This window comes from Bradyrhizobium sp. 195 (assembly GCF_023101665.1).
Classification (GTDB): Bacteria; Pseudomonadota; Alphaproteobacteria; order Rhizobiales; family Xanthobacteraceae; genus Bradyrhizobium.
On sequence record NZ_CP082161.1, the window covers coordinates 1,572,399 to 1,597,979 of the forward strand.

General features: G+C 59.7%; 18 protein-coding genes and 9 pseudogenes. 16 read left to right on the forward strand and 11 right to left on the reverse strand.

From position 1 onward, the window contains the following. Positions 1 to 178 precede the first annotated feature (178 nt). A complete protein-coding gene (locus IVB26_RS07355; protein WP_247971118.1) occupies positions 179 to 1,087 on the reverse strand; it encodes a LysR family transcriptional regulator in 909 nt (302 codons plus the stop codon). 368 nt (positions 1,088 to 1,455) lie between these two features. Here IVB26_RS07355 and IVB26_RS07360 point away from each other — a divergent pair. After that, a pseudogene (locus IVB26_RS07360) lies at positions 1,456 to 1,962 on the forward strand (transposase); the annotation flags it as partial. On the opposite strand, the gene IVB26_RS07365 reads toward IVB26_RS07360, so the two are convergent. Both IVB26_RS07365 and IVB26_RS07370 read right to left on the reverse strand, forming a co-directional pair. Further along, positions 1,926 to 3,269 carry an aminotransferase class I/II-fold pyridoxal phosphate-dependent enzyme gene (locus tag IVB26_RS07365; protein ID WP_247971119.1) on the reverse strand — a complete coding sequence of 448 codons (1,344 nt, stop codon included), beginning with the start codon at positions 3,267 to 3,269 and terminating at the stop codon, positions 1,926 to 1,928. The pseudogene IVB26_RS07360 and the gene IVB26_RS07365 sit on opposite strands and share 37 nt — an antisense overlap. Further along, entirely contained in the window at positions 3,208 to 3,660 is a 453-nt protein-coding gene (locus tag IVB26_RS07370; protein WP_247971120.1) for an aminotransferase class I/II-fold pyridoxal phosphate-dependent enzyme, read from the reverse strand. The genes IVB26_RS07365 and IVB26_RS07370 overlap by 62 nt, the downstream gene beginning before the upstream one ends. A gap of 23 nt (positions 3,661 to 3,683) precedes the next feature. Between IVB26_RS07370 and IVB26_RS07375 the strand changes: the two genes are divergently transcribed. The 7 genes and pseudogenes from IVB26_RS07375 (at position 3,684) to IVB26_RS07405 (ending at position 10,030) form a co-directional block, all read left to right on the forward strand. Beyond that, positions 3,684 to 3,908, forward strand: a complete 225-nt coding sequence (locus tag IVB26_RS07375) for a hypothetical protein (protein WP_247971121.1) — start codon at positions 3,684 to 3,686, stop codon at positions 3,906 to 3,908. A 404-nt stretch (positions 3,909 to 4,312) separates the two neighbouring features. Further along, a pseudogene (locus tag IVB26_RS07380) lies at positions 4,313 to 5,518 on the forward strand (ABC transporter substrate-binding protein). A 209-nt stretch (positions 5,519 to 5,727) separates the two neighbouring features. Then, positions 5,728 to 6,219, forward strand: a complete 492-nt coding sequence (locus IVB26_RS07385) for a hypothetical protein (protein ID WP_247971122.1) — start codon at positions 5,728 to 5,730, stop codon at positions 6,217 to 6,219. 23 nt (positions 6,220 to 6,242) lie between these two features. Then, positions 6,243 to 7,230: pseudogene (locus tag IVB26_RS07390) on the forward strand (ABC transporter ATP-binding protein). After that, positions 7,227 to 8,224 (forward strand): annotated as a pseudogene (locus tag IVB26_RS07395) (ABC transporter ATP-binding protein). Before IVB26_RS07390 ends, IVB26_RS07395 begins: the two co-directional pseudogenes overlap by 4 nt. Next, complete coding sequence (locus IVB26_RS07400; RefSeq protein WP_247973094.1) at positions 8,224 to 9,153, forward strand: ABC transporter permease; 930 nt, start codon at positions 8,224 to 8,226, stop codon at positions 9,151 to 9,153. The pseudogene IVB26_RS07395 and the gene IVB26_RS07400 overlap by 1 nt, the downstream one beginning before the upstream one ends. A gap of 42 nt (positions 9,154 to 9,195) precedes the next feature. Further along, positions 9,196 to 10,030: pseudogene (locus tag IVB26_RS07405) on the forward strand (ABC transporter permease). Here the strand turns inward: IVB26_RS07405 and IVB26_RS07410 are convergent. After that, positions 9,963 to 10,415, reverse strand: coding sequence for an RNA-dependent RNA polymerase family protein (locus IVB26_RS07410; protein ID WP_247971123.1), 453 nt, complete (start codon positions 10,413 to 10,415; stop codon positions 9,963 to 9,965). The pseudogene IVB26_RS07405 and the gene IVB26_RS07410 overlap by 68 nt on opposite strands. 421 nt (positions 10,416 to 10,836) lie before the next feature. Beyond that, positions 10,837 to 11,051 (reverse strand): annotated as a pseudogene (locus tag IVB26_RS07415) (cold-shock protein); the annotation flags it as partial. 218 nt (positions 11,052 to 11,269) lie between these two features. On the opposite strand from IVB26_RS07415, the gene IVB26_RS07420 reads away from it, so the two are divergent. From IVB26_RS07420 to IVB26_RS43450, 5 genes are all read left to right on the forward strand, one after another. Continuing rightward, on the forward strand, positions 11,270 to 11,596 hold the full coding sequence (locus tag IVB26_RS07420) for a hypothetical protein (RefSeq protein WP_247971124.1): 327 nt from the start codon (positions 11,270 to 11,272) through the stop codon (positions 11,594 to 11,596). Positions 11,597 to 12,679: 1,083 nt separating this feature from the next. Beyond that, complete coding sequence (locus tag IVB26_RS43160) at positions 12,680 to 13,585, forward strand: MATE family efflux transporter (RefSeq protein ID WP_346732866.1); 906 nt, start codon at positions 12,680 to 12,682, stop codon at positions 13,583 to 13,585. Continuing rightward, positions 13,582 to 14,088 (forward strand): MATE family efflux transporter, encoded by a 507-nt coding sequence (locus IVB26_RS43165; RefSeq protein ID WP_346732867.1) that lies wholly within the window; start codon positions 13,582 to 13,584, stop codon positions 14,086 to 14,088. Before IVB26_RS43160 ends, IVB26_RS43165 begins: the two co-directional genes overlap by 4 nt. A gap of 1,006 nt (positions 14,089 to 15,094) precedes the next feature. Further along, positions 15,095 to 16,597: an alkaline phosphatase family protein gene (locus tag IVB26_RS07430; RefSeq protein WP_247971125.1), complete on the forward strand. Its 1,503-nt coding sequence runs from the start codon at positions 15,095 to 15,097 to the stop codon at positions 16,595 to 16,597. Between the two features lie 696 nt (positions 16,598 to 17,293). Continuing rightward, positions 17,294 to 17,662, forward strand: coding sequence for a transposase DNA-binding-containing protein (locus IVB26_RS43450; protein ID WP_247971126.1), 369 nt, complete (start codon positions 17,294 to 17,296; stop codon positions 17,660 to 17,662). A 232-nt stretch (positions 17,663 to 17,894) separates the two neighbouring features. Here the strand turns inward: IVB26_RS43450 and IVB26_RS07440 are convergent, their stop codons facing one another. Continuing rightward, positions 17,895 to 18,050, reverse strand: a complete 156-nt coding sequence (locus IVB26_RS07440; RefSeq protein ID WP_247971127.1) for a hypothetical protein — start codon at positions 18,048 to 18,050, stop codon at positions 17,895 to 17,897. A gap of 79 nt (positions 18,051 to 18,129) precedes the next feature. On the opposite strand from IVB26_RS07440, the gene IVB26_RS07445 reads away from it, so the two are divergent. Beyond that, entirely contained in the window at positions 18,130 to 18,363 is a 234-nt protein-coding gene (locus IVB26_RS07445; protein ID WP_247971128.1) for a hypothetical protein, read from the forward strand. Between the two features lie 84 nt (positions 18,364 to 18,447). On the opposite strand, the pseudogene IVB26_RS07450 reads toward IVB26_RS07445, so the two are convergent. Beyond that, positions 18,448 to 19,610: pseudogene (locus IVB26_RS07450) on the reverse strand (ISNCY family transposase); the annotation flags it as partial. Between the two features lie 292 nt (positions 19,611 to 19,902). Next, positions 19,903 to 21,633: a nodulation protein NodU gene (gene nodU, locus IVB26_RS07455; protein ID WP_247973095.1), complete on the reverse strand. Its 1,731-nt coding sequence runs from the start codon at positions 21,631 to 21,633 to the stop codon at positions 19,903 to 19,905. On the opposite strand from nodU, the gene IVB26_RS07460 reads away from it, so the two are divergent. Together IVB26_RS07460 and IVB26_RS43455 are read left to right on the forward strand one after the other, a co-directional pair. After that, a complete protein-coding gene (locus tag IVB26_RS07460) occupies positions 21,604 to 21,960 on the forward strand; it encodes a hypothetical protein (RefSeq protein WP_247973409.1) in 357 nt (118 codons plus the stop codon). The two genes, nodU and IVB26_RS07460, sit on opposite strands and share 30 nt — an antisense overlap. 438 nt (positions 21,961 to 22,398) lie before the next feature. Beyond that, positions 22,399 to 22,620 (forward strand): annotated as a pseudogene (locus IVB26_RS43455) (helix-turn-helix domain-containing protein); the annotation flags it as partial. 419 nt (positions 22,621 to 23,039) lie between these two features. Here IVB26_RS43455 and IVB26_RS43460 read toward each other — a convergent pair. The 3 genes and pseudogenes from IVB26_RS43460 to IVB26_RS07480 all read right to left on the reverse strand — a co-directional run bounded on the left by IVB26_RS43460 (position 23,040) and on the right by IVB26_RS07480 (position 24,952). Further along, a complete protein-coding gene (locus tag IVB26_RS43460; RefSeq protein ID WP_458309337.1) occupies positions 23,040 to 23,309 on the reverse strand; it encodes a helix-turn-helix domain-containing protein in 270 nt (89 codons plus the stop codon). 140 nt (positions 23,310 to 23,449) lie between these two features. Next, positions 23,450 to 23,909: pseudogene (locus IVB26_RS07475) on the reverse strand (Mu transposase domain-containing protein); the annotation flags it as partial. Between the two features lie 71 nt (positions 23,910 to 23,980). Continuing rightward, the gene (locus tag IVB26_RS07480) at positions 23,981 to 24,952 is read right to left on the reverse strand and encodes a MurR/RpiR family transcriptional regulator (protein WP_247971129.1); all 972 of its coding nucleotides are present in this window, start codon (positions 24,950 to 24,952) and stop codon (positions 23,981 to 23,983) included. Positions 24,953 to 25,581: the final 629 nt, after the last annotated feature.

Here is a 25,581-nt window from a genome sequence, read left to right on the forward strand (position 1 = left end):
GCCGGTTTGAGGGCGGAAAGGGTTCTGGCGGGGCGCGGTTAGCGTTTTGGACTGCGGGTTGGCCGCGGTACTCGCCTAAAAATGAGCATCGCCGTCGATCGGGAACGGTCCGCACGTGCAAATGGACGCTAGCACTATTCGAAGCATCGATCGAACTTCTGCTAACACCGATACGCGGTTAGGCGGCTTCCGGAGTTGCGGCCTTTTTACAGAGCCGACCGACCCATCGGCAAAAGGCACGAGCGATCTCGGGGTTGTCACTTCGGTCCACCGCATAGGCCCGATACTGCATGCCGCTTGAAGTGCGCGATCCTGGTATCACATGGAGCGCCCCTGTCCGCATGAGATCGCTGACAATAATTTCAGGCACCACCAGCAGGCATTTTCCGGTCATCACGGCCGGCAAAGCAAGGTAATTATGATCGTATCGCGCCCCCGACTTGATGTCCTTTGCGGAAAGGTTCATGGCCCTAAGCCATGTTGGCAGTATGTCGGGCCGCGATGTGATGTTCAGAATTGGCATCGAACGGACAGTTGAGAGCGTTTTTCCCATGACGTAATTTGGAGAACCTACGCATACGAGCGTCTCATTGTAGATCGCCCAATCGTCGGCCGGTTCAGCGATACAAAGATCGCGAGTGAGCAAGATGTCGAAATTGTCGGAAGATCTCGGCGGAGACAATGAACTGATCACGTCGACGACTACGCCGCCCATCTCGGCAGAGAACGCCTGGAGATTCGGAATCAGAAAGGAGTACGCGAAGGTGGAAAGAGACGTGTGGACCACGATTCGATTAGCATCCGCTCGGCTCCTACGCCGCATCCTCTTCGCGGTGAAACACACTGTGTCAAGCGGTTCGGCAACGGCGTTCGCGAAGAGCCTTCCGAATTCTGTCAATTCGCTCCGTCGGCCTCGCCGTTGAACAAGATCCGTGCCAAAGTAGTCTTGTAACACAGACAAATAACGGCTGGCCGAGCTCTGTGTCATCCCCAATGTGCTCGCTGCACGCGTGACGCTACCCTCACGCGCAATGGTCACAAACACCCGGATAGCATTGAGGGGCACTTCATCGTGTTCGGCAGTCATTTTCTGCTCCGGTAGCTCCTGGAATGTCCGCTGATTGTCACGGCGGGCCATTGCCGGAATAAATGCTCCATCACATTATTCGATGTGTATATCCGGATCGCTGCTTATAAACGATATCTCACGCACAAAATCCGCCTTCTCGGTATGGTTCGTGCGGTCTGCCCGCAACTACGATTGCTGTCGACGGTTCTTTAAGAGGTGATCTCCAGGCGTCGGCAAGGCGGCTAACCGTTGATCCCAGTCGACATCGAGGGTCGTCTAGACGACAGGCTCGCAGTCTTAAGAGCGTTTAGAATTGCGCCCTAGAAGCCTGTCTGAGTAATCTGATTTTTCTCGACGAAGCACAAGCATCGTGATTCAAACGATGGATGAGCAAGACATTTCGTCCGTGGGACGTTGATCAGGTTTGGCTGCCGCCGCCGTCGATCCAGGATTTTGGTGCCTTCAGGGCACGTGGCGCACTTTGTCCGTGATACGGTTCGCACCGGTTTGGACCTGTCGGCGATCATGGATGTCTACGACGAGGAGCGCGGCTTTCCGCCCTATCATCCTGGCATGATGGTGGCGCTGCTGCTTTATGCGTACAGCCAAGGGGTTTACTCGTCGCGCAAGATCGCGCGGGCTGCGAGGAGCGACTGGATTTTGCGGCGGTAACGGGGAAGCAACCTCCAGACTTCCGCACGATCAGCGAGTTCCGCAAACGCCATCTGGCAGCGTTATCGGGCCTGTTCCGGCAGGTCTTGAAGCTGTGCCGGGAGGCCGGCCTTGTGAAGCTTCGCCATGTGGCGCTCGACGGCACCAAGATCAAGGCCAATGCCGGGATCAACAAAGCGATGAGCTATGGCCGGATGAAAGAGGCCGAGCCGAGGCTTGCGCCGTCGGCGATGATCCGACGGAAGGTCTCCTGCATGGCGGTTGCAGCAGCACGGATGCCGTAATTGCCATAGATCATCATGCAAATATTGCCCAACGTTTTGACCCGCTTGGAGTCGAGGTCAGGGTGGGCGTTCGGCACGATCACCAGCGGCACCGCTCCGGTCCAGGCGCGCGAAAAGCTTTCGATCTCGGAAGGATTCGCCCTCTTCGAATGGATCAGGATCATGTCCGCGCCAGCCTCCTTATAAGCGTGCGCCCGATGCAGGGCCTCCGCTTCGCCGAGGTTGGCAATCAAGGCTTCGTTGCGGGCGATGACGAGGAAATCCGGGTCCGATCTGGCCTTGATGGCGGCCTCGATCTTCCCCTCGAACTCTTCAACTCGCAATAGGTGCTGACGGCCGTCGGCAACAAGGCTCGTTACTTTTGGAAAAGTCTTGTCCTCGATCACAACGGCGCTGGCGCCGGCCCGCTCATATTCCGTGATAGCGTGAATGACGTTAATCGCATTGCCAAAGCCCGTATCAATGTCCGCGACGATCGGCAGCCTCGTGCGTCCGGCGATCGCCCGCAGCATGTCGAGATGCTGTGTCATTGAGATGAGGCTCATGTCCGGCAGCGCCGGGCACGACAGCCACGGCGAAAGCGTCGAGCAAATACCGTCTGTTTCGATCAGCTTCGCGTCCGGCGTGCGCTTGCCGATAACCCCGTTGCAAGAGGGGAAAACATAAAAGGCACCGTCCGGCACACGGCAAGCAAGCCCCTTGGCCTGGTTCAGCTTGGCGACGATAAGGTCGCGGCGCTCCAAAAACGCGCGCACGAACTCTTTGATATGGTCCCGCCTCCCTGACAGCGCCTCGAGCGCGGCATGTTGAGAAATCGAGCTGGTGTGTGAAGAGGTCTGGCCCTGGATGAGGTTCATGGCCTTGATTAGCGCCAGAGGTCCGGCACCATACCCGACGCGCCAACCGGTCATCGCGTCAGCTTTGGACTCGCCGTTGACTGTTAAGGTGCGCTCAAAGAGATCCGGCGCGACTGCGGCCATTGTTGCGAAGTCGGGGTCGTAGGTGAGCTTTTCATAGATGTCGTCGGATAGCACATGCACATGGGTACGCTCGTGCAACACCGCAGCGAGCGCGAGCAAATCACCTCGGCTGTAGACTGCGCCGGTCGGATTGCACGGCGAATTCAACATCAACCATTTGGTGCGCGGCGTGATCGCCTTCTCCAGCGCCCGGGGCCGGAGCTTAAAGCCATCGAGTTCGCTGCAGGCGACGAGCACCGGCTTGCCGCCAGCCAGCGCCACCATGTCGGGATAGGAGGACCCAGCATGGCGTTGGGATCACAACCTCGTCGCCCGGATCGAGGCTAGCGAATAGTGCGTTGAAAACGACCTGCTTGGCGCCGCAGCCCACCGTGATCTGGTCAATACCGTAATCGAGGCCATGATCGCGACGGAGGCTCTCGCCGATCGCTGCCCGCAGTGGCTTGATTCCGGCGACCGCCGTGTATCTCGTCTTCCCGTCGCGGATGGCTCGGATGCCAGCTTCACAGATAGCGGACGGCGTGTCGAAATCCGGCTCACCCTGGCTGAGCGTAATCACGTCGGCGCCCTGATCGTGCAGCTCGGCGGCGCGAGCTGTCATGACCTTGGTTTGAGAGGGACGGACGAGTTTGAGCCGTTCTGAAACGAGAGACAAGACACAATATCCTTCGAGTTCGAATGAGCGGTTTCGTGGCGATCTATCCGAACGAGAACGACCAAACTAACCGGGTGATCGCGGCATTGGATAAAATAATCGAAGATTACGATAACTGTATCGCTTCTTCGTGCGGCTCTGTTGGGCCGTTCGCAGTGCGTTGCGTCTTCGCTCTCCCTCTTCATCAGCCTGCGTTAGAAGTGCCAACTATCGCATCTTCGCAAGCTTACATCGACTTATTCGATTAGTGTCATCCTGCCGTAGCAGTTCAGGTTTTTAAGGTCGCACACAATCGCGAATATGCCTGATGACACAAGCGACCAATTTCGGTGGCCCGCCAATGTCAGTGCCGATCTAAGAATTCGCGGGCGTGGCATTCGTATGAATGGAAGTGGAACCGGAGGCGGTGATGACCCATATCGATCTGACGCGACGGCAAGCCATCGCAGGCGCGGTTGCCGCAAGCGTGTTGGCCAGCACAGGCGCCGGTGCTGCGGAGGGTGAGCCTAAGACGTTGACGCGTCGCCGCCTCAAGGTCGGCATGTCCGGATTTCCGCGATCCTTCGACCCGGTCATCGCGACCGATACTGCCATTCGCCGGATCATGCCGCAGCTTTTCGATACGCTGATCACCTTCGACCATGCCCATGATATGCCGCTACGGCCCGGCTTAGCCGAGCGTTGGGAGCGGATCAATGCGCAGTCACTGCGGCTGTTCTTGCGCAAGGGAGTGGCTTTCCATGACGGAACGCCTTTGACGGCCGAAGATGTCGCCTTTAGTCTTGGTCCTGACCACCTGCTGGGACCTGGACGCAGCGGAAAGTCCGAGGCGCTTCAGTTGCTTGATCGGCTCGAGAAAGTCGAAATCGTCGATCCTTACACCGTCATTGTGCATGCCAAGGGCGGCGACGCGCTCCTCGAGCAGCGCCTGGCTGCTTGGGGATCGGAGATCGTCAGTCAGCGCGCCTTCGTGGCGGCGGGCTCGTAGGAGCGCTGGACCACAGCCCCTGTCGGAAGCGGTCCTTACAAGCTCGTCGACCACAAGCTCGATCTTCGCGTCTCGTTGACCGCCCACGATGCCTATTGGGGCGGTCGGCCGCCGTTCGATGGCATCGACTACCGCATCATTCCCGAGCTTTCCGCCCGCGTGAACGGCCTGCTCGCCAGCGAGCTCGACATCGCCACTGACATTCCGCCGGACCAGTTCGCGACCATCCAGAAGCGTGCTGATCTCGAGATCGTGGGTGGTGCAGTGCAGAATATCCGCTCGCTCGTCTTCGATCAGACCGATGCCATCTTGAAGGATGCGGGTGTTCGCCGCGCCATGAGCCTTGCGCTCGATCGCAAGCTGATCGTGCAGAGCTTGTGGGAAGACCGGCTCCCGATTCCGAACGGCTACCAGCTGCCGAGCTACGGCGAAGGCTACATCCACGAATTTCCCTCGCTTGCCTATGATCCCGGCAAAGCCAAGGAGCTGTTGGCCGAAGCGGGCTACAGGGGAGAGCAGATCGCCTATCGTCTGCTCAACAATTACTACCCCAATCAGGTCTCTGGTGCGCAGATTATGATCGAGATGTGGCGTGCGGTTGGCCTGAACGTCAAGATCCAGATGATGGAAAACTTCGCGCAAATTCAACGCCAGCCGGTGCGTGCCATCTTTGATACGTCGAATACGGCGCTCTTTTTGGATCATCTCGGCCATCCCTGGCGTGAATTCGGTCCGAGCGGCACCCTGCCAAAGTCGATCGGAGTCTGGAGGAACGAGGAATACTTCGCGCTCGGCGCCAAGCTCCAGGACATCGTCCAGGCCGAACAGCGCCGGCCGATCATCCGTCGTATGCTCGAGATCATCAACTAGATCGATCCGCCTTGCGTGATTCTGCACGTCTCGGGCCAGTTCTATGGCAAGCGCCGCGATGTGCCATGGCTGCCGGGACTGACGCTCGACCTCAATTTCGGCCCCTTCAACAGAGCTCTGATCCGGACCTGATCGCGATGATGCACACCTTGAATCGACCATTGTCCGACAGCAATCCGCCCTTGGAGCTAGCCCTCGGGCAGAGTGTCTTGGCGATGACCTGGTTTGACGACATTCTTGCCGCTGGAGATCTTGCGATCCTGTTCAAGGTCTCGCAGCCGATTCGAGGGGACGGCCGCGTTGCCTGGGAGGCGCGGACGCTGCGCCGAATTCATCAAAGCGTGGCTCAGAACCGCGCCGACGATCTGATAGCGCGCCGGCAAGTAGCGGAGCGCCTTGAGATCGGATGCGAGCTCAAGGCTGCTGCAAGTGTCCAGCCCATGTTCGAAAGCTGCGCGAACATCGGCCATTCCGAGGCGCATGGTACGATCTCCTTTGGGGAGCATTCGTGCTCTTTTGCCGGCCTTGTCGATACCAGCAATTCCAGGCGCGCCCGCACACCTGTCGCACAATTGCGCTGGCTAAGCACGCTTGCCGCCGATCGCCGAAGGTCGGCGGAGTTGCCATTCGAGGATGCCGCATCGTTGCTCTCTTGCCGTGGCAAGGGCTTCGTTCAAATCGAGCTGATGCGGCCCCTATGATGCGGGAAGGGCAGGGATCTCGCATGGAGGCGCTTCTTCAGATCGCAGGTTTGGGTGTCGCGTTCGACGGTGTGCCGACGCTGCGCGGGTTCGATCTCACTCTCAGGCGTGGCGAATCGCTGGGCATGGTCGGCGAAAGCGGTTGCGGCAAATCCGTGACATGGCTTGCAGCGCTCGGTCTGTTGACACGGCGTGCTAACATAACGGGCAGCGTACGCCTGGCCGGAGAGGAGCTGCTCCATGCGCCAGCCTCTCGCCTCGACAACGTGCGCGGCGGGCAGATCGCCATCATCTTCCAGGGCCCGGCGAGTGCGCTTAATCCTGTGCACACGGTGGGCAATCAGATCATCGAGGCCTTGCGGCTTCATCGCGGCATGGACCGCCGCACGGCGCTTGCCGAGGCGCGACGTCTGCTCGATCAGGTCGGTATACCCGATGCCGCGCGCCGGCTTGGCGCCTATCCGCACCAATTATCCGGTGGGCAGAACCAGCGCGTTATGATCGCACATGGCCCTTGCGGGGCAACCCGACATCTTGATCGCTGATGAACCTACCACCGCCTTGGATGTCACTATTCAAGCGCAGATCCTTGAGCTTCTGCGGCAGATCCAACGCGAGACAGGTATGGCGTTGGTCCTGATCTCGCATGATCTCGGCATCGTCAGTGAGATCTGTGAACGCGTACTAGTCCTTTACGGGGGGCACATCGTCGAAGAATTGCCCACCGACCGTCTCTTCGACCAACCTGATCATCCATATACGAGAGGTCTTCTTGCCGCTCTTCCAAGTCTGGATGCGCCGCGGCAACGCCTCTTCCCCATTCCGGGGGTCGTGCCAAACGCAGCCGAGTTTCCGCCAGGCTGTCCTTTCGCTCCTCGTTGCGATCGGCGGATCGGACGCTGCAGTGAATGGGCGATTGAGCTCGCCTCGCTGGATGGCGACATCAGACACAGGGCTGCCTGCTTGCATGTCACGAGCGAGGTGCCCACGGGCGAGGTCGTGGCTGCATGACAACGACTGCTCCGCCGATCCTCCAAGCCGATGGGCTTGTCCGTCGATATCGCTTGCCAAAGGGCCCTTTCCAGCGTCCAGCGATGGTCCACGCGGTGAATGGGCTCTCGCTGCAGCTGGCTCAGGGCGAAACGCTCGGACTGGTTGGCGAATCCGGCTGTGGTAAGTCCACGACGGGCCGGCTCCTGATCGGCCTGGACCGACCAGATGCCGGCTCTGTGACTTTCGGCGGAGAAGCTTTGCCTGCTATCGGCGATATTCGATGGCGCCGGCTCAGGATGCGAATCTAAATGGTATTTCAGGATCCGCTAGCTGCGCTCGATCCCCGCCTGACGATCGGCGCGCAGATAGCCGAGCCGCTCGAAATTCATCGGCTTGGCAGCAAGTCGGAACGAAAGGGGCGGGTCAATGCGCTTCTCGCGGATGTGGGGCTTAGGGCCGATCACCTCAGGCGCTTTCCGCACGAGCTTTCAGGCGGTCAGCGCCAGCGTGCTGTCCTGGCCCGAGCGCTTGCGACCGATCCAGATCTCATTGTCTGCGACGAGCCAGTATCGGCGCTCGACGTCTCGATCCAGGCGCAAGTGATCAATCTTCTGCAGGATCTGCAGGCGCGGTGGCGCATGGCGATGATCTTCATCAGCCATGATTTGCGAGTAGTCCGGCTGATCAGCGATCGGATTGCTGTGATGTATCTCGGCGCCATCGTCGAGGAAGGCGCCTTTGAGGCGGTTCTTCTGGATCCTTTGCATCCCTATTCGCGGGCGCTCGTTTCCGCGGTGACAGGCCGGGGAGACATCGGTCTCGCACGATCCTGCAAGGAGATCCGCCCGATCCGGCTGCGCGACCGGGCGGCTGCGCATTCCATCCTCGCTGTCCGGTAGCGCCTCCCCTTTGCGCGCGGTTCGCCCCAGAGCTCACATCCGCTCCCGACGGGCGCCGCGTCGCCTGCCATCTGATCGGCGACCATGGTGCCGTATTCGAGAAGGAGGCATGATGGCTCGCTTGATCGTGGTTCGCTCGGCGCGCGCGTTGCTGACCATCGGAATTGTGGTCACATTCGCATTCGCGGTGCTGCGCGCCGCTGGCGATCCCGCCCGTGCGTTACTTTCGCCGGAAACCCCGGCGGAAGCGGTCGAGGCCTTCCGAAAGGCCTGGGGGCTCGATGGGCCGCTCTGGGTGCAATACCTCAGATACCTCTTTGCGGTCGGTCATGGTGATCTCGGCCAATCGATGCGTGACGGGCGTTCCGCGATCACCGTCGTGGCCGAGCGCCCCGTCACGCTGATGCTGACTGCGCCGGCACTGACCCTCAATCTGTTGGTCGGCATTCCGGCTGGCATCTACGCGGCTCTCAAACGAGATAGCATCGCGGATCGATTGGTGATGATGGTAGCGGTCGTGGGCTTCACCGTGCCATCTTTCGTGCTCGGCCTCGTGTTCGTATTGGCTTTCGCAGTCGAGCTCTCTTGGTTCCCCTCGGGCGGTGCAGGCACTTGGCAGCATTTGATGCTGCCCGTCATCACGCTCGGTCTGGGTGGTGCGGCCGTTTTGGCCCGCTTCAGCCGCAGCGCTATGCTCGAGGTACTTGGGCAGCCCTATATCCGTGCCGCCAGCGCCAAGGGTGTGCCTTGGGCGAGAGTCGTCACCGGCCACGCTCTGCCCAACGGCGCGATAACGGTGCTGACCATCGTCGGCTTCATGGTTGGCAATCTCATCGCGGGAACGGTGCTCGTCGAAAGCGTTTTTTCATGGCCAGGCATTGGCAGTCTGCTGGTCGTCTCGGTTGCGAGCCGTGATTTGGCTGTCGTCCAGTGCATCCTGCTCATTGTGGCCGCCGCCATGATTACCACCAATGTCACCATCGATCTGCTCTATGGCGTGCTCGATCCACGTATGCGCGAGTTGCGCTCTGGGAGGCAATAATTGTCGAGCATTTCCGCAGACCGAATTCTGCCGACTTCGAGGATGCGCAGTCTGGGGTGGTGGCGTGACCGCGGGGTCGCAATTGCGGTTGCCTGGCTCGCCCTCATGCTTCTTGTCGCAATCTTCGCTGATCGCCTCGCCTCTTATGACTATGCAGCCCTCGACCTTCATCATCGCCTCGCTGCACCTCTTGGTCTCGGCGGAACCATCGCGAATCCCTTCGGTTCGGACGAACTCGGCCGGGACGTGCTGGCGCGCCTGATTATATCCATCCGCATCAGCTTACTTATTGCTTTCGGAGCGACGTTGATCGGCGTCGTCCTTGGCACTACGCTTGGAGTTTTGGCCGCTCACTTCCGAGGCTGGGTAGAGCAGGTCATCCTCGGTTGTGTTGATTTCCAGGCGAGCATGCCGATTCTCGTTTTGGCACTCGCGGTGCTTGCTTTCTTCGGCAACTCTCTGCTCCTCTTCGTGGGGCTCATTGGTCTGCACGGATGGGAACGCTACGCGCGTGTCACCCGTGCGCTTGCTATGAGTTCCAACGAGCAAGCCTATGTGATCGCCGTACGCCAGCTTGGCGCAAGGCCATCGCGCGTCTACCTGCGCCACGTCATGCCGAACATCGCCTCCACCGTGATCGTCACCATGACGCTCGCGTTTCCGGACGTCATTTTGCTCGAGAGCGGCCTTAGCTTTCTTGGACTTGGAGTGCAGCCGCCGCTGACCTCGCTTGGCAATATGGTCGGTTACGGCCGTGACTATCTGACCCGTGCTCCCTGGATCCTTGCTCCCTTCGCTGGTCATCTCACTCACCACTTTGTCGATTTCGCTCGTCGGCGATTGGCTGCGCGATCGGATCGACAAGACATTATCATGAGCCTTCCAGAACCCTGCTTTCGATCCCTCTGCCCCGCAACATCCTGCCTTTCGACCGGCTGCAGCGATCTCGCGGCGGCCGCGTTCGAATAGCGCCATCCATGTATCGAACGCATAATGCAAGACTCGAGTGCTTGTTCAATCTGCAGGTTGATGACCGTCTGCGCCGCGCGATCTGCTACTGTCGGCACGCCTAGAATGCGTTGTCCGCCGTTCTTCTTGGGAATGGGGACAGCCCGAACGGCAGGTGGAAAGTAGCCGCCAGAAGACATTCGATTCCAGACCTTGTAAAGGTTGCCCTTCAAGTCCTTCTCAAAAGCTTCGAACGATACCTTATCCACGACGGCCGCGCCCGCATTGTCTTTGACCGGTTTGTAGGCCTTCATCACTGTCTGCTTGTCGATATCGTGCTGATTACGTTTGATTACGCTCTCGTGTCGTAGACCAGACCTGTCGCTACGTGAATCGTAGGGGCGGTCCGGACCGGCGCTTCAAGAACAACCGGGAGCTACCGATCTGCGTATATGGTGAGATCGATCTTCGCTCGTCCAACGGAGTGAATGAGCGGATCCAGTGCTCGCGCGTTGAAGCAGCCGAGAGATTTGTCGCCTCCCTCGCTGCAATGTCTGCTTGAGAATGCGATCCCGATAAGCGCCTTGCGCGGCGCTCCAATGCGCAGCGCTGATCGTGCGTCGGACAGGAAACGGCCTCAGCGGTGCCGGGAGATATACTGAGGCCGTGTCGATGCTTCTCGCGCAAGCCACAAACTGATTCAGAAAAGCCAAAGCTTGGCAGGTTCCTCAGGGCAAGTCGATCAGCCGACGCGCCAGATTTTCGGCGCTCACCGTCGCCCGAACGATCAGCCATCAGCTCGGAGCGCACCCGAACGCCTTCGCCGAGATTGGTGTAGCCTGCCTTCTCGACCGCACTGATGTGAACGAAGACGTCAGCTCCCCGTCTTCTAGCTGGATGAAGCCGTATCCTGTGGCCGCGTTGAACCACTTCACAGCCCCCATCGCCAATGCATTATCTCCAAACTGAAGTACCGCAATCTGATCGAAGAGCTTCCCAACCATAAGGACTTCCACCCAATAGGTAGCTCTCACGCTGAGCGCCCCTCACGCGTCCATAATCTTTTACGCCGAGGACGGTTCCTGCGGCCGGTCGGTCGTGGCGGCGCGGCCTGCAATGGCTGTCGCTCATCGCCAGCCGGCTCCTCGGCCTGTGCCTCGGGCTGGCCTTGCGCTACAGATCGATCGAGCTTCTCAAGGGCCTCCAGTACCTTCCGTCCCTCCTCAGTGATGGTCCAGTATCCCAGCTCCCGATCGATGAGCTTTTGTCGGAAGATGTCGAGATTCGGCTCGCGGCTCGCGATGCGCTTCATGCGCGCCGGCCACTCGGGCCCGCTGGTGTAAAAGATGACCAAGTGCTGTTTGACGACTTCAAGACTGGCTCGGCCGCCCGGCTGCCCGGCAAGTATCTTCAGTATGGACAGTTGAAAGCTCACATGCGCCCGCAAAGAGTCATTGAAAACCCGACGATACCGGCGCTGGCCACGGCCGGGTAGCGCACATCAGCGCTTTCCACGGAAACATTTCGGATAAGGCTAACGAGGGAGCAGAGTACCGCATTCATATGTAGTCTTCGGACCCGCCACCTCATGTGCCCGCGCAGCTCGGATCGTGCTGCTTGTCTGGGCCGAGCCGCTCGCCGCACACAAGACTGCGGATCGGGACACGACTCTGTGTTCTTGTTAGATTCTCATGAACGGTCGACCCCCAAGCTGGCGCATGCCGTCACCCAAACAGATGGAAAAAAGCGCTGCACCCGCCCAGCGGAATGTGTCCCGTGTGAACGAAGTGGACAAGCCTGCGCAAGGCCAAAGAAGGGGAAGTCAGCATCGACGTCTATGGCTTCCTGACTTGTGCCCTTAATGCCGAGAGCACTTCATTTTTCTAAGTGCCAAGACTGGGATCGAGGCCACGCAGCTCATCAATGTGATTGCATATCGATATCTGTGATCCAGTCGAGCAAACGAGTCAATCCCACTAGATCTTCCTAACCGATGAAATCGCGAGTCGCCATGTGGTCGCATCGCCGCCCTCTCGGGCGTGAGCGTGCGATGTCGTTGTCTTATTTGCGACGTGCTGTCGATCCTGCGACAGGTCGGCTTGGATGAGCAAGCATTACTAAAGCTGTCGCAGTTGGCATGAGCTTTGAAGAGTGAGATCCCGATTGCTCAGACGTGCAGGGATGGCTTAGGGGATGACAAGTCTTCAGTTCATGGCGTGGATCGGGTCCAAGTTCGGGCCCTCCAACCTTTGGCATCAACCCAATGGCTTGCGCATGAATCGCCTCCGCGATCAAGCTCGCTCGATCGCGATGCGCGCCGTCCCGACTGCGCGGATGATTGGCCAATTCTGGCGCGGCATTTGCAATCTCTCCTTCGCGCTTATCGCATGCGAAAAGCGGGCTGCGCTGGTCGAAGCCCAGCGTCCAAGCCGTGGTCCGTTTTTGCGTCTAAACGTGCCGTCGCACGAGGCTGCCCGCGAGCAGCATCGGAGGCTGACCGTGAATTCACGTCGGAACGTAATACTCCCGTGAAAGAAGCGGTATTTCGTTCGCCGACGCAAACGGGCGGCATGATGATATGGACAAGATAGCCAAGACAAAGCCGGCATTAATCTCGCGACCAGAAGGGACGAGACGGGCGGCTATCCGTCGCTTCTCTATCGAGCTCAATGAAACCGCGAAGTTCGCGTTGCCAATGGTGCTGACGCAGGTTGCGCAGGTTGCGATGATGACGACTGATCTTGCCTTCATCGGGCGTATCAGCGCTGAGGCGCTCGCCGCGGCAGCGCTGGCAGGCCGGCTCTATCTCATTAGCGTCACATTCGGCGTGGGACTACTAAGTGCCATCGCGCCTTTGGCGGCGCGGGCGCTCGGGGAAAATAATCTAGGCGCGGTACAGCGCTCGCTGCGCATGGGCCTATGGGTGGCCCTGATCCTGTCATTCCCGATCACTGCTGTGGCGCTGCGAGCAGAGCAAATACTGCTTGCCTTGGGCCAGACCCCAGATGTGGCGCAGCTTGCCCAGCAATACCTCTTCGGATTAGCCTTCGGCACGGCTCCGGCACTAGCGTTTTTGGCTATCCGCAGTTTCATGGGTGGGGTCAATCGGCCACAGCCAGTCTTCTGGATTACGCTAACAGCCATCCCCCTCAATGCGTTGTTGGTCTATATTCTGGCCTATGGGAAGCTTGGGCTGCCCCGGTTGGAGCTGTTCGGGGCAGGCCTTGCGACCACGCTGGTCAACTGCGGCATGTTTTTGGCGGGCTTGTGGTTCGCTGCACTGCGCTGGCCGTTCCGTGAGTACCATGTGCTTGCGGATCTCTGGCGTTTCGATTGGCGCGCAATGCGGCAGCTCATCGCAATTGGGACGCCGATCTCCATCTCTTCATCGATCGAGTCGGGACTATTTGGAGCCACGTCGCTCCTTGCGGGCTTGATCAGCAACAGCTGGCCGCTCACCAGATTGTTGTTCAGATTTCCTTGACCCTGTTTATGATTTATCTCGGCATTGGGACGGCCGCTGCCGTGCGCGTTGGCCATGCCGCCGGCCGCGACGACCGTGCAGGCGTCAAGCGGGCCAATCTGGCGGCGATGTTGCTTGGTATGGTCATAGCTACAACGCTAACGCTTACGTTGATCACCGTGCGTTTTGAGATCGTGGAGCTGTTTCTGGGCAGAGCGACCCGCGATTCCGAGGCAACGATCAGCCTCGCTGCAAAGCTCCTCATGGTCGGCGCAACCCTCTTTATGACTGACGCCGCCCAGTGCATTGCGGCAGGCGGCCTGCGCGGGCTGAAGGACACGCGGGTGCCGCTGCTGTTTTCGGCTATTGCTTGGTGGCTGATCGGCTTTTCCCTCAGCTATTGGCTCAGTCTGAAGATCGGTTTGGGCGCCGTCGGTATATGGATTGGCTTGTCGACCGGAGACACAATCTATGCGGCGATCCTCGTCCTGCGGTTCCGCCACTTAGCAAGTCGTCCTCTCTGATGCGCGCGCATCATTGATTCCAAGCGGCGACGATACGCCGGGATGCTTGCCCGCGCGGTTGTGACCGGGGCGAACGCAAGTCGGACTGAAAATTGAAGGTTCCGTGTCACGGCGCGACTGCAGGGATAACATAACAAGAGATAGTAACTCGACTAGCATCGTATTTTTCGATCATTTCATTTCAAAAAACGATGGCCAAAGTGGTTAGCTCGTTTCATTGCGAGTAGGAATCCTCAAGGCGTCCCCGGCGATTTGCAGGCTTTCCAACTTGTCACTCCTGGCGGAATGGCTCAACGGGTCCCTCCCTTCGAGAGCAACGCCGGCCCGAGCGGCCCAGCGGCGCGCACCAGGCGCCGATGCGATCACGCTTAGTCAGGGCATATCTTTCGACACCCCGACCGGTGTCTGCGACCGCCACAGCTGTGAGATTCCTGCCAAGCACACGAGATGCATCGCATTCGCCGGAATCAAGCCGCCACGCGAAAACGATCCGCGGGCAGCATCAGCCACGGTTCCTGGCTCAATCGCGACGTGGACCAGATCAGGATCGGCTAGGGCGCCGAGCAGTTCTCTTGGACGCGGTATTTGCCACCCTTCCTTGCGAGGCCATGCTATCGACGGCTTGCTGGACATCCTACCTGACGTCCTCGCCGGAGTTGGGCGGTCCTCGGGGCCTGTGATGAATTCCGTGGCTTCGCGCTGCGCCCGCAGAGGTGCATCAGGCGATCATGATCAGACCAAACCACTGACGCCGCAGCCTCCGTCCAAGACAAGCCGGGCCGATCTACGGCTCAGGAGAGCTGCTGGCGCTCGCACGCCGCTAATCCCGGCTCGGGACCGGCCGTCGCGCTGGCCGGGCTTTGGTCAGCGTGGCTGGGAGCGCCATACCCGCATTGCGCTCGCGCTAGCGATCAGCCTCGGCTCCAAGTCGATGGCGCTGGGCTGCGCCAGCCAAGTCCTGGTCGCTCCCGGTCCGCTACGTTCCAGCTAGGCGAAAGCTTTACGCATGTTCGACCGACCGAACCGGAATCGGGTTCTCATCGTGCTGTTCGATGGGCTTCGACCCGATCTCGTCAAACCGTCATTGACACCGAATCTGGTCAGGCTTCAGCGCCGCGGTGCGGTGCTGGCCCGGCAGCGCACCGTCTATCCCAGTGAAACACGAATAGCGCTCACGAGCCTCGTCACGGGCACGACGCCGGATCGCCACGGCATCGTTGGGAATCAATATCTCGACAGGCAGTCGCCGATACCGCGCTCTGTCGACACGAGCGACGCGCGCCTGATCGAGCACCTTGATGCCGCGAGCGACGGCCATCTACTCGGTGTGCCGTCACTTGGTGAGATCCTCGCGGCGAACGGCAGGACCTTCTCAGTCCTCGCTTCCAACTCGGCGGGGGCAACGCGCCTGCTGAACCATAAAGCTCGAAAGTTCAGACAAGTGACGCTCTCCGGCCACTTCCCTTGCATCGCGACCTCCGCCGAGATGCTCAGACAGGTGGAAACCCTGCTGGGGCCGACGCCTGCGCCGCCGCCCCCCGGCGACCCAGATCTTGCCTCTCAAGCCTTTCTGACCTCAGCGTTCCTCAACGTAATCTGGCCTCAAATTCGGCCCGACGTCGCAATCCTCTCCTTCGGCGAGCCCGATATTTCCTCTCACGATTGTGGGACTGGCGCGCCAAAGACGCTGGAAGCGATCAGCTTTGTCGATCGGCAGTTGGGCCGCGTGCTCGATTGGTGGGACGCTGAGGGCGTCTCCCTTGGCGTGCACCTGATTGCCGCCTCCGATCATGGACACGTGACGGTGCATGCGCGGGCCGATCTATTTGAGACGCTCGAGGCTGCTGGGCTGCGCTGCGGTCCCGCACCAGCGGCCGGGATCGATGCCATCGTCATACCTGGCCAGGTCGGAGCAATTTACCTCGCCGAGCCATCGGACGCCGTTATCCGCCGCACAGTAGGATCGATGATCGAGCGGCCCTGGTGTGGTCCGGTGTTTACCGCGGGTGGCGCGGACGATGGCATTGCACCGGGCAGCTTTGCCCGCCATTTGGTGTTCGCCGACCATGCCCGATCGGCGGACATCCTGTTTTCGTTCCGGTCGGATGACGATCTCGATCCATTTGGTCTTATCGGCCGCAGTTGGAGTGCGGATGGGCCGATCGGCTTCGGAGTGCACGGCGGGTTGCATGCCAAGGAGATGTCGTCGGTCGGCATTTTGGCGGGACCGCCGATCAAAAACGGCTTCGTCTCGCAAGTTCCCTCAGGCATCTGCGATATTGCGCCGACAGTGCTCGGTCTTCTGGGCCTTTCGCGACCGGCAACGATGACCGGTCGTGCGCTCGCAGAGGTCTTTATCGATGATGGACAGGACCTGCCTCGTACGATTGAAAAGTTATACGAGACCAGCAGCGGCGCATACCGGCAGCACCTTCGTCGTGTGCAGGTCGGTGAGGCAGTCTATCTCGATTTTGCTGGCGTCGTGTGGGCGTCCCAACAACTGACATAACTCAAGCTCGATCTGCACCCCGCAAGGGCCGGTCTGCTGTCATCAATGGTGGAATTCGTCGAAAAATTCGATGGAGCGCCAAATTTAAGCGCGGCTCGAGTCATTGCATCAATTCAAGCACTCATGTTTGCTACCATGTACGAACAGTACACAGATGTGTCTGGCGTCCAGGTTTACTGATCGCGAGAGCGTCTTCATAAACCTCCCCCGCAATGCCAAAACTCCTTCGGCCCTGAAGACCAACGAAGTACGGGAGTCGCGCCACGACACGTCGTTCAACGAGGGAAGCATCGGTTGAATATGCACGAGCGCGTACTTTTGGACCGCCTGCGATCGATGTGTCGGCGTGTCATCCAAAGGGAGGTGGACTTGTTGGTCGCTGACATTAAGAAGAAGGAAGAGTCAGCAGCTAGCGCAGCAACTTAACAGAAGCCCTCGCCAACGAGCCCGCTACGGGAGATTTCACCGGAGTTAAGATCGTAAATCCGATGCGCGAAGCACGTCGTGAGCGGCTTACGGTCCATCGGCCCGCGGCTCACTGACGACCTCGTCGATTTTGTCTGAGCTCCTTGCTTCGTGTTTGATTGTTCCTATCGCTCCGGCGAAGCTTTCAATTACCCACATCTTCGGGCGGGCTTGCCCAATCTGAATCGGGCGTGATTCTGTCCATGACGCCGAATCACTGGGGCGTTATGAATGAATGTTGGATCGAAGCCCGGCCCGGCCGGCCGGCAAGATGCCGCGTCGGCTGCGGCGAGTCTTCCGGATAAACGTCTGCAGCGTCGTTTACGGCGGTTGCTGGAGCAGCTTTCCGCCGCGCCGGGTAAGCCGGTTCCAGCGGCCTTTGGCGAATTGGGCTGCGACGAAGGCGGCCTATCGATTTTTCGACAATCCGCGCGTCACCGAACACGGCGTGATGGCGGGACATTTCGCTGCGACTGCAGCGCGTTTCAAAGCCAGCGAAGGGCCTGTCCTGATCCTTCAGGACACGCCCGAGTTCATCTACAGTCGCGAGTCGCCCTGCAAGATCGGGTACACGAAGACCATCAACGCTGGCCGCTATAAAGCCGGACAACCCACCACCCACACCTCGTGCGGTGTGTTGATGCATTCGAGTCTGGTCGTCACCACAAGCGGGACTCCGCTCGGCCTGTCGGCGGTGAAGTTCTGGACCCGCAGCAAATTCAAAGGGGCGGCCGCGCTCAGACGGCTCGTGAACCAAACGCGCGTGCCGATCGAGACCAAGGAAAGCTATCGCTGGCTCGAGAATCTGCGCCAGTCCATCGCGCTTATGGGCTCACCCGAGCGTTGCGTGCACGTGGGCGACCGGGAAAGCGATATCTACGAACTGTTTTGCCTGGCGCCGGATCTCGGGACGCGGGTTCTTGTGCGGGTTCAGACCAATCGGCTGGCCGAGCCACCACCGAAAGCCGCGCCGACGGATGCGGCCCATCGTGTCTTCGCCCCACTCGCCACGGTCCCTGGTCTGGTCGCCACCAGGTCGCGATGGCGAAGATGGCGAAACTGCTTGCTTGCAGATCAAGTTCGCCTCGGTGAAAACATTGCCGCCTGTCGGCGAGCAAAAGCGCGACGCGCCGCAAATCCTCGTCTACATTCATGCCCTGGAGGTCGACCCACTTTCGGATCGCGATCCGATCGACTGGAAGCTGGTGACCAATCTGCCTATCGACGATCTCGCAGCCGCCGTCGAAAAGCTCGACTGGTACGCATTGCGCTGGAAGGTCGAGGTGTTCCACAGGTCATGAAATCTGGTTGCCGCGCCGAGGACGCGAGATTGCAGACTGCCGAGCGGCTGGTGAAGCTGCTCGCCCTCATCACTGTCGTCAGCTGGATTGCAATGCCGCAGCAGGATGGGCGACTGGCCGGGTGTCCGCGAGGGCCGCGAGGCGTTCCTGCGCGCCGCGGATGTCGCGCAACAACGCGACCGGGTCGAGAGCGGTATAGAGTTCTTGGAGATGGTGTCGAACCGCGTCGGACGCGCCGGCGTCGGCAGCCAAGCGCTGGTGTGGCGTTGCCGGCGCGCTGTATGTCTTGTGCACACGGGCGCCGTCGTGCTGCTTGGCTATCAATTTGAACGAGGGTTGGAAGAAGTTCACGAACAGCCGCGCCGATTGATAGAGTTCAGCCAGCAGCTTGGCGGCTTCCAGGCCCTCGAACCGACGATAGCCGACCATCCTGCGCACGACGGCGCCGTTCTTCTGCTCGACGAACCCCTGCTCGTACTTCCGGTAGGGCCGGCACGCGTGAAGACCGATGTTGGCCGCATCGCAGTAGACTTTCAGCATTTCGTTCATGTCGTTGTCCGTATCGAGGCCGAGCAGCGCGAAGGGTAATTGTTTGCGCAATTCCGTCAGCACCGTGCTCAGCAGCGTCTGTTCGCGCACGATCAATGGAGCGCACCCGTCCAGCCAGTCGCGATGTCGGTGAGCACGAGGGTCTGGATGAAGCTGCCGCCGCGCTGAAGGTCCGCTGTGCGCTACGAGGTCCGCTTCGACAAAACCCGGCGCCGGATCGTTCCAATCTGCCGGCGTCCGTATTGGAATACTGCGACGCAACGAGTGCGTCGCGTGCCGTCGGCGTTTGCGACTAACACTTCCCGGACCCGCGCCAATGCACGGTCGATCGTCGCAGCGCTCATTGCCGAAATGTCGCGGATCTCGAGGGCAAGGCCGAGATGGCCGTGCCGTTCCATCGCCTCAATCAGCGCAGGCATTAACGCCTTCAGCCGCTTCCCGCAGATCCGGTCTGACGCCTCCCAAAGGAGCACGAGCGCGTTGTGTTCTGCCTCATTATAGACCCTGCGTCGCGCCCGCCGGCCTGGGCGTGCGTCTTCCTGACCTCGAAGCAGCCGCATCGCATGCTTGCGATGGAATCCGGTGATGTCGACGAATCCGTCCAATATCCGCGCTTTCTTCGCGCGATCCGACGTCCGATAGCGCGCGCCTGCTGCCGCCGTCAGTTCCTTCGGCGTCGCCATGCTTAGCCACCCCATCTTCGCCCCCGCTCGTTTCCGATCCAAGGGAGCAATTTGCGTGAGGCAAACGGCTCAGCATCGGGTAACAATTAAGCCGAGGCAATGTGACCGCTAGATCCTATTGTCGATTCCTGGTTGCAACGCGGGCGTGGTCTACACCCGGAACGAGCTGTCGCAAGCATCTCCGCATCGCCAATGGTGTCCCCGCCGTCAAGCCGGGCACCCGACGCATGATCAACGTCAGCTTACATGTCACCGCCACGACAGAGAGCTTCCAGTTCCGTGGTCGGAACTGGCGCTCATCTCAGCGTCAAAACGCAGTCGGTCGACCATCGCTGATTTGCGGCGTTTTCGTCCACAGCATGCCGTCGCACCATATATGTTCAATGCGCCCCCACTGACAGGCGCTAGCGGCGTCCGGGAAAAACCCACGTCCATGGAGGTTGGCGCTCGTATTGCAGAGCAGGGGAACGCCCGTGAGCTTTTCATATTCGACGAGAAGCTCGGCGACTTTGTGCTGCGAGGTTCTGGGAACGGTCTGTAATCGTGCAGATCCATCGAGATGCACAACGGCCGGGATTTTCTCTTGCCATCCCAGTCGTGTCTGGTGATCGAATAGCATGTAAGGATCCGGTGTTCCAGGGTTAAAAATATGTGGCGCTCGGTCCTCTAGACATATCGGTGCCACTGGTCGAAAGGGTTCGCGAAGTTTGATCTCATTGAGATGATCCTTCATTCTCGACGAAGTCGCGGCTGCAAGAATGCTTCTGCTACCCAATGCCCGTGGTCCCAGTTCGGCGCGGCCGGCAAGGAAGACCACGGGTTTGTTGCTGGCGAGAATGGCCGCAAGTTCGCGCATGCTGCACGACGCGGCCTGCCAACCGGGTGGCACGTCGCTAGGTTGCACGGCTGGACCGCCGTAGACCGACCATTCCAGCGGCACGAAGCCGCTGTTGGCCGCCAGTGCGGAGCAAGCGGCACCGATTGCGGAGCCACTGTCATTCGGGAAGGGTGGCACCCAGACAGCATCGAACAGACCTGTGGCACGCAGAGCACTGTTCCATTTGATGTTCAGACCGCAGCCGCCAGCTACGCACAGATTGCGCGCTTCCGAAAGATGCGAATGCCGCTGCAAGGCAATCGCCGTTTGCCTGACAAGCAGACGTTCGAGGAAACAATGAAACGATGCAAGCACATCCTCGGGTGCTTTGGCCTTCAGGCGGAGCGCGCTTGCATCGAAGAAGTCATGCAAAGTCCCAAGGGAGGACTGGGCCCTGTACCGACTGGCAAGCTCTGTGCCAGCCGCAAGGTGCTTTTTGTAGAGTTCTTGAAAAACCGTGACAATGTTTTCATCAACATAGCCAAGCGCGATGTAGGCCATCAATTTCCCTGCCACACCTAAATCCAGCGTGGTGCCACCACCCGGGTCGCGCTTGACGGCACGATCCACATCCGAGTTGGTGCAGCTCGCCTGCTTATACGGTCCGAAGTGATGACCCGCGACGGCATAAGCATGACCATTGATCGGAAACAGGCATTCGAGGAATTGGGCTTTACGGCGTTCTACGTAGTAGAAACGTGGGAAGGTACCGCCGTCCCACACCAGGCAGAACGCGGGCTGTCCGGCCTTGGCAAAGGGACTCGTGCAGTATGCAGAGGCGACATGACCCGTGATGTGTGAATAGCTTCGATACGGGAAGCACCTGCCATCGAGTAGCAACCCAGAGCCGTCGCGCGAAGTGAGGAGGCCTCGATCAGGTTCAATGTATGGCGCCCCCTTGAGAGTGATGGGCGCCACACCACTGAGGATCTGGAACTGGGACTCTACTTCGCCCCGCCAGCCATCGATGACGAACTGATCAATATCCTGCGGATCCCGACCGTGCCTCTCTAAGGCGACAACAACACTATCGAGATTGTTGATGGTCTGATACCGCGGATTGTTATCCCGCTTCTCCTGCTCGAAACAGAAGACGAGCCGGCGATCCTCGACAAGAGCGATTGCTCCGTCATGCGTCAGTTTCATGCCGCAGATCCGCATACTACCTCCATTTTTAGCACCAGAAACTCGATCCATCCGAAAATCGCTCCGATTCCGAAAGCAGGGGAGCAAGCAGTCTTCGTTGACCCATTCCCGCTTGCACTGCACGCACTCTGCCTTGATCAACGTTTCGTTCAGCATGTCGATGTGCGTTTCGCCATCAACGGCATGGCCGCAGCGCCGGGAAGGGATATCGCGAGCGGATGCGACCGCCAGATGCCCGCCTGGCTTAGATCAATGCATGTTTCGCGCCAGTGTGAACCAGAGGAAGCGCCCAATGGCTTTCGGCGGAATGTCGTGTTCGCAATCAGCTTGGCGGATTCCTGACGTCGGGTGCGTTTGGGTCCGGACAGAACCGAGCCCACGCCACCATCTGATGAACCGATGGCGGGCTGACGCGGAAGTATTCCCGCATGTCGGTCTCGGCCGGGGGGACGCCGCTCACGATCACCGAAATGCGCAGACGGCAGTGTAACTGCGTGTACAGGTGGATATAGGCCAGATATTGGCCCTGCTTTGCGGTGAAGGTTTTTCCCGAGCGACTCACGCCGGCCATCCGATTCAGCTGGTGATCCGTGCCTCAAGACGTGCAGGCACGGATGAATGTACGCTGTCGGGTCGAATTGAGCCAAAGCGAGCGCGCAGAACTCATGCGCCTCATGAGCGGCGGCAAGCAGGCGGCCCAGGGGGTCGCAGTCGCCAGCGAGGCCTGCTCGCCCGCCAGTACTACGAGGCCTTCCGGCGGTGCAGCCCGCGGATCGCGCCCGCAAGCTCAAGCGAGCCCAGATCCTGCTGGCCGCCGACGCCGGCGCAGCGACGAGGACATCGCTGCAAGTGTCGGGGTTGGCGCCTCGACGGTCTACCGAGCCAAGCGGCTGTTTGTCGAAGGCAACCTGGAGCGAGCGCTGAGCGAAGAACTCACCGGAGGAGGAAGCCGTGCTGGTCGCGACCGCCGGCTCGAGCCCGCCTGCAGGGCGCGCGCGTTGGATGTAAAAGTGGCGACTTGACGTGGATGCCATGCGCCTCGAAGAACGACACGACACGGTCGTTCAACAGCTCGGCTGCCGTGATCGGCGTCTTGCGGTCATACGGCTTGGCGAACGCCACTTGCTGTAGGTGTCGATCAAGGTCTGCTGACAATGCGCCCGCCCCCCTGTATTTGCCGACATAGAAGGTGTCCTGCGCGCCACGGTAGCCGGGGCACTCGCCCTCGAACTCGCCATGTGCCTCCTTCTCGGACTTGGCCTTTTCCAACGCGACGAGCGGGGCTTCGGGTCAACACCAGGCCGTCCTGGGCCATCTTGGCCTCCAGCGCCTTCAGCCGTTTCTTGACGTTGGCGAGGTCATGACGCAGCCATACCGCCCGCATGCCGAACGTTGAGATCGACAGGCCCCGGCTCCTGAGTTCACCCGCACCTGGCCCCAGGCCGGCTCCTCGATCGCCAGCTCGACGACCGCCGCCTCGAGCTCGGGCGCAACACGGTTTTCTTAGGATCAGTTCTTGCGGCTGATCTCAACATCGCCAGCTCGCCGCCTTTGTCGTACAGCTCGTTGAATCGGTAGAAGCTGTCGCGGCTATAGCCCATCATCCGGCAGGCCTGGCTGACGTTGCCGATCTGCTTGGCCAGTGCCAACATGCCGACCTTTGCGCGAATGACCTTCTGCTCTTGCGTCATGGTGGCGTCTCCTCTGCAAGACGCTCCGAGATGCGCGGGAGCGCCCATTCGGGTGAGCGCTCCTGCTTGCCCGCAGCTCCATTCCCCGTCAGATCAAGCCATGCTGTAAGATTAAGTCGAAACTTCTATAACCTCACGCATGCATTGCGGATGCGCACCTCGCCGGCCGCGACCGTCACCGCCACGCGCTCGCCGATCAGCCGCCATGGCACCGAGTAACTGTTCGTGTCGATCTCGACGGCGCAATCGTTACCGACGACGCGGGGCAATTCGCGCAACGATCCGAACGACGGCCCGCCGAGCAGCTTCAATCGGTGCGCCTCGTCACGCTCAAAGCGGACGATCGTCGCCTCGCCGGTCGTGCCGTGGATACGCACGTTCGCCACCTCACGCTTCCACTCGGCGAGATGCGCCTCGAATGCCTCCCAGCTCGAAGGAATGCCCCGCTATCGCGTACTCCTTCACGCAGCCGACGCCATTCTCCGTCTTACCCTTTGTGCGCGCCCGATACGGCACACAGACGCGAGGACGGAAGCCCCAATGCTTCGCGAACGCGATCAGCTTGTCATTAAACTGAACCGGCCGGCTCACCAGATCATTTGATCCAGAGAGGTCAAAATTCAACCTGCTGCAGCGGACGGGCAAATGGCAGAAGTTCTCTGCGGAATGACCTAACTTTTTTTTCGTTTATCTTTTGCCGTCGGCTTTCGCAAAACCGCGGGCGCCGGACGCCGGCGCTTGATAAGTTTTCCAGAGAGGAGATATTCGCCAGATGCGTGCAAGAACCGCTCGTTTTCGCGAATCCTGGTTTGCGCAGGCTCACCTAGACGGCCGATTGCTAAGGCGGCGAGAAGATTGGCTATGGCAGTGGCCCCGAATGTGGACTCTGGAAATGATTGCCCAGAAGTTTGCGCGACAAAATGCAGACCTTCAAGCTCGCTCACAGGCGCAGCGAAGCTATCGGTAATTGAGATTATGTGCCCCCCCGATTGCGCGGCCTTCTCAGCGAGGCGATGAACTACCCGATTGAAGGGTGCAAAAGTTACCGCCACAAACGCATCGCCGGGCAAGAGGTCCTCTAGAAGACTTTCGGGTGCTCCTCCCGGGCTGTCTAACAGGATCACGTTTGGCCGCGCCTTTCGTAAGGCATATGCCAATGTGTAAGCTGGAGTGAATGTAGTCCTTCTGCCACAAACAAATATCTTTGGCGCATTCGCCAGAAGACCGACTGCTTCGGTGACCTTCTCCTTGGACAGATGCGCACGAGCTCGCCTTACAACATCGAGCTCCGCTGCGAAAAACGATTCGATGATGTCATTCAATCGGGCGCCTTCGCCCATTTTATGGATTAACGATCTTGCGGCTTGTTCGTTGCGGGTTGTGGACAGGCGATCCCTCTGCTGACGATCGCGCATCGTGTCGATGAAACGCTGCCGCAGGTCGCCGTAGCCGGGCAATCCCATGCGCTGGGCCAGCCGGACGAGGCTCACGGGCGGTACGTTTGCCCGCCGAGCCATCTCCCGCATCGAGTGGAAGGCCACTTCATCCGGATTGTTGATGAGATAATGAGCCGCCTCGACGGCCTGACCGGACAAATCGACGCAAATTTCCTTGATTTCCTCAATCAGATCCACTGAACCCACGCGGCATCTCCTATCGCGCCAATCCAACTGACCGGCAGACATACTCTAGCGATGCGTTTGGCATATGGCCATCCGTCTCCTGTCATACTGCGGTGGAGGCAGCGGGAGAGCAGCGGCCCCGGAATCATTAGCTTGGCTGTGAAACGCAATTAATCCTTTAGTTTTGACGTCTGCATCTTCATTCAAGCGAGACGTCCGAATTGCCAAAAGGATCGACCTGCTTAAGCCGGTTTCGCAACTCGCCCAGAACGGTCGCGCATACGACAACCTCGTCCCGCTCGACCAACAGGATGGGCGCAAGCCCGGTCCTGCGCACTATCAAGCGAACCAACCAGCTTAAGAACGTCAATACGGTGCTAGCCCGCGGCTAGAATTCGCGGCAAGGCGGAGCAGGGGGCGTAGGTAAGTCGGCCGACGATAGCATGTGACCCCAATCTTCTCGCTGCATTCATAGCGGAGCGGCGCGGTTTGTACCATGCTAGAACTGGCCTACCGCTGTATCGTTTAGTCGTTACCTTGCGCAAACTCACGACCGTTCATTCGATTTGGATCTCTCGGTGGATCGGCCTCTACCCGCTCACTATGTCGCACGCGCTTCTTCGCTGCGGCGATGGCGCGTCGTACCAGTC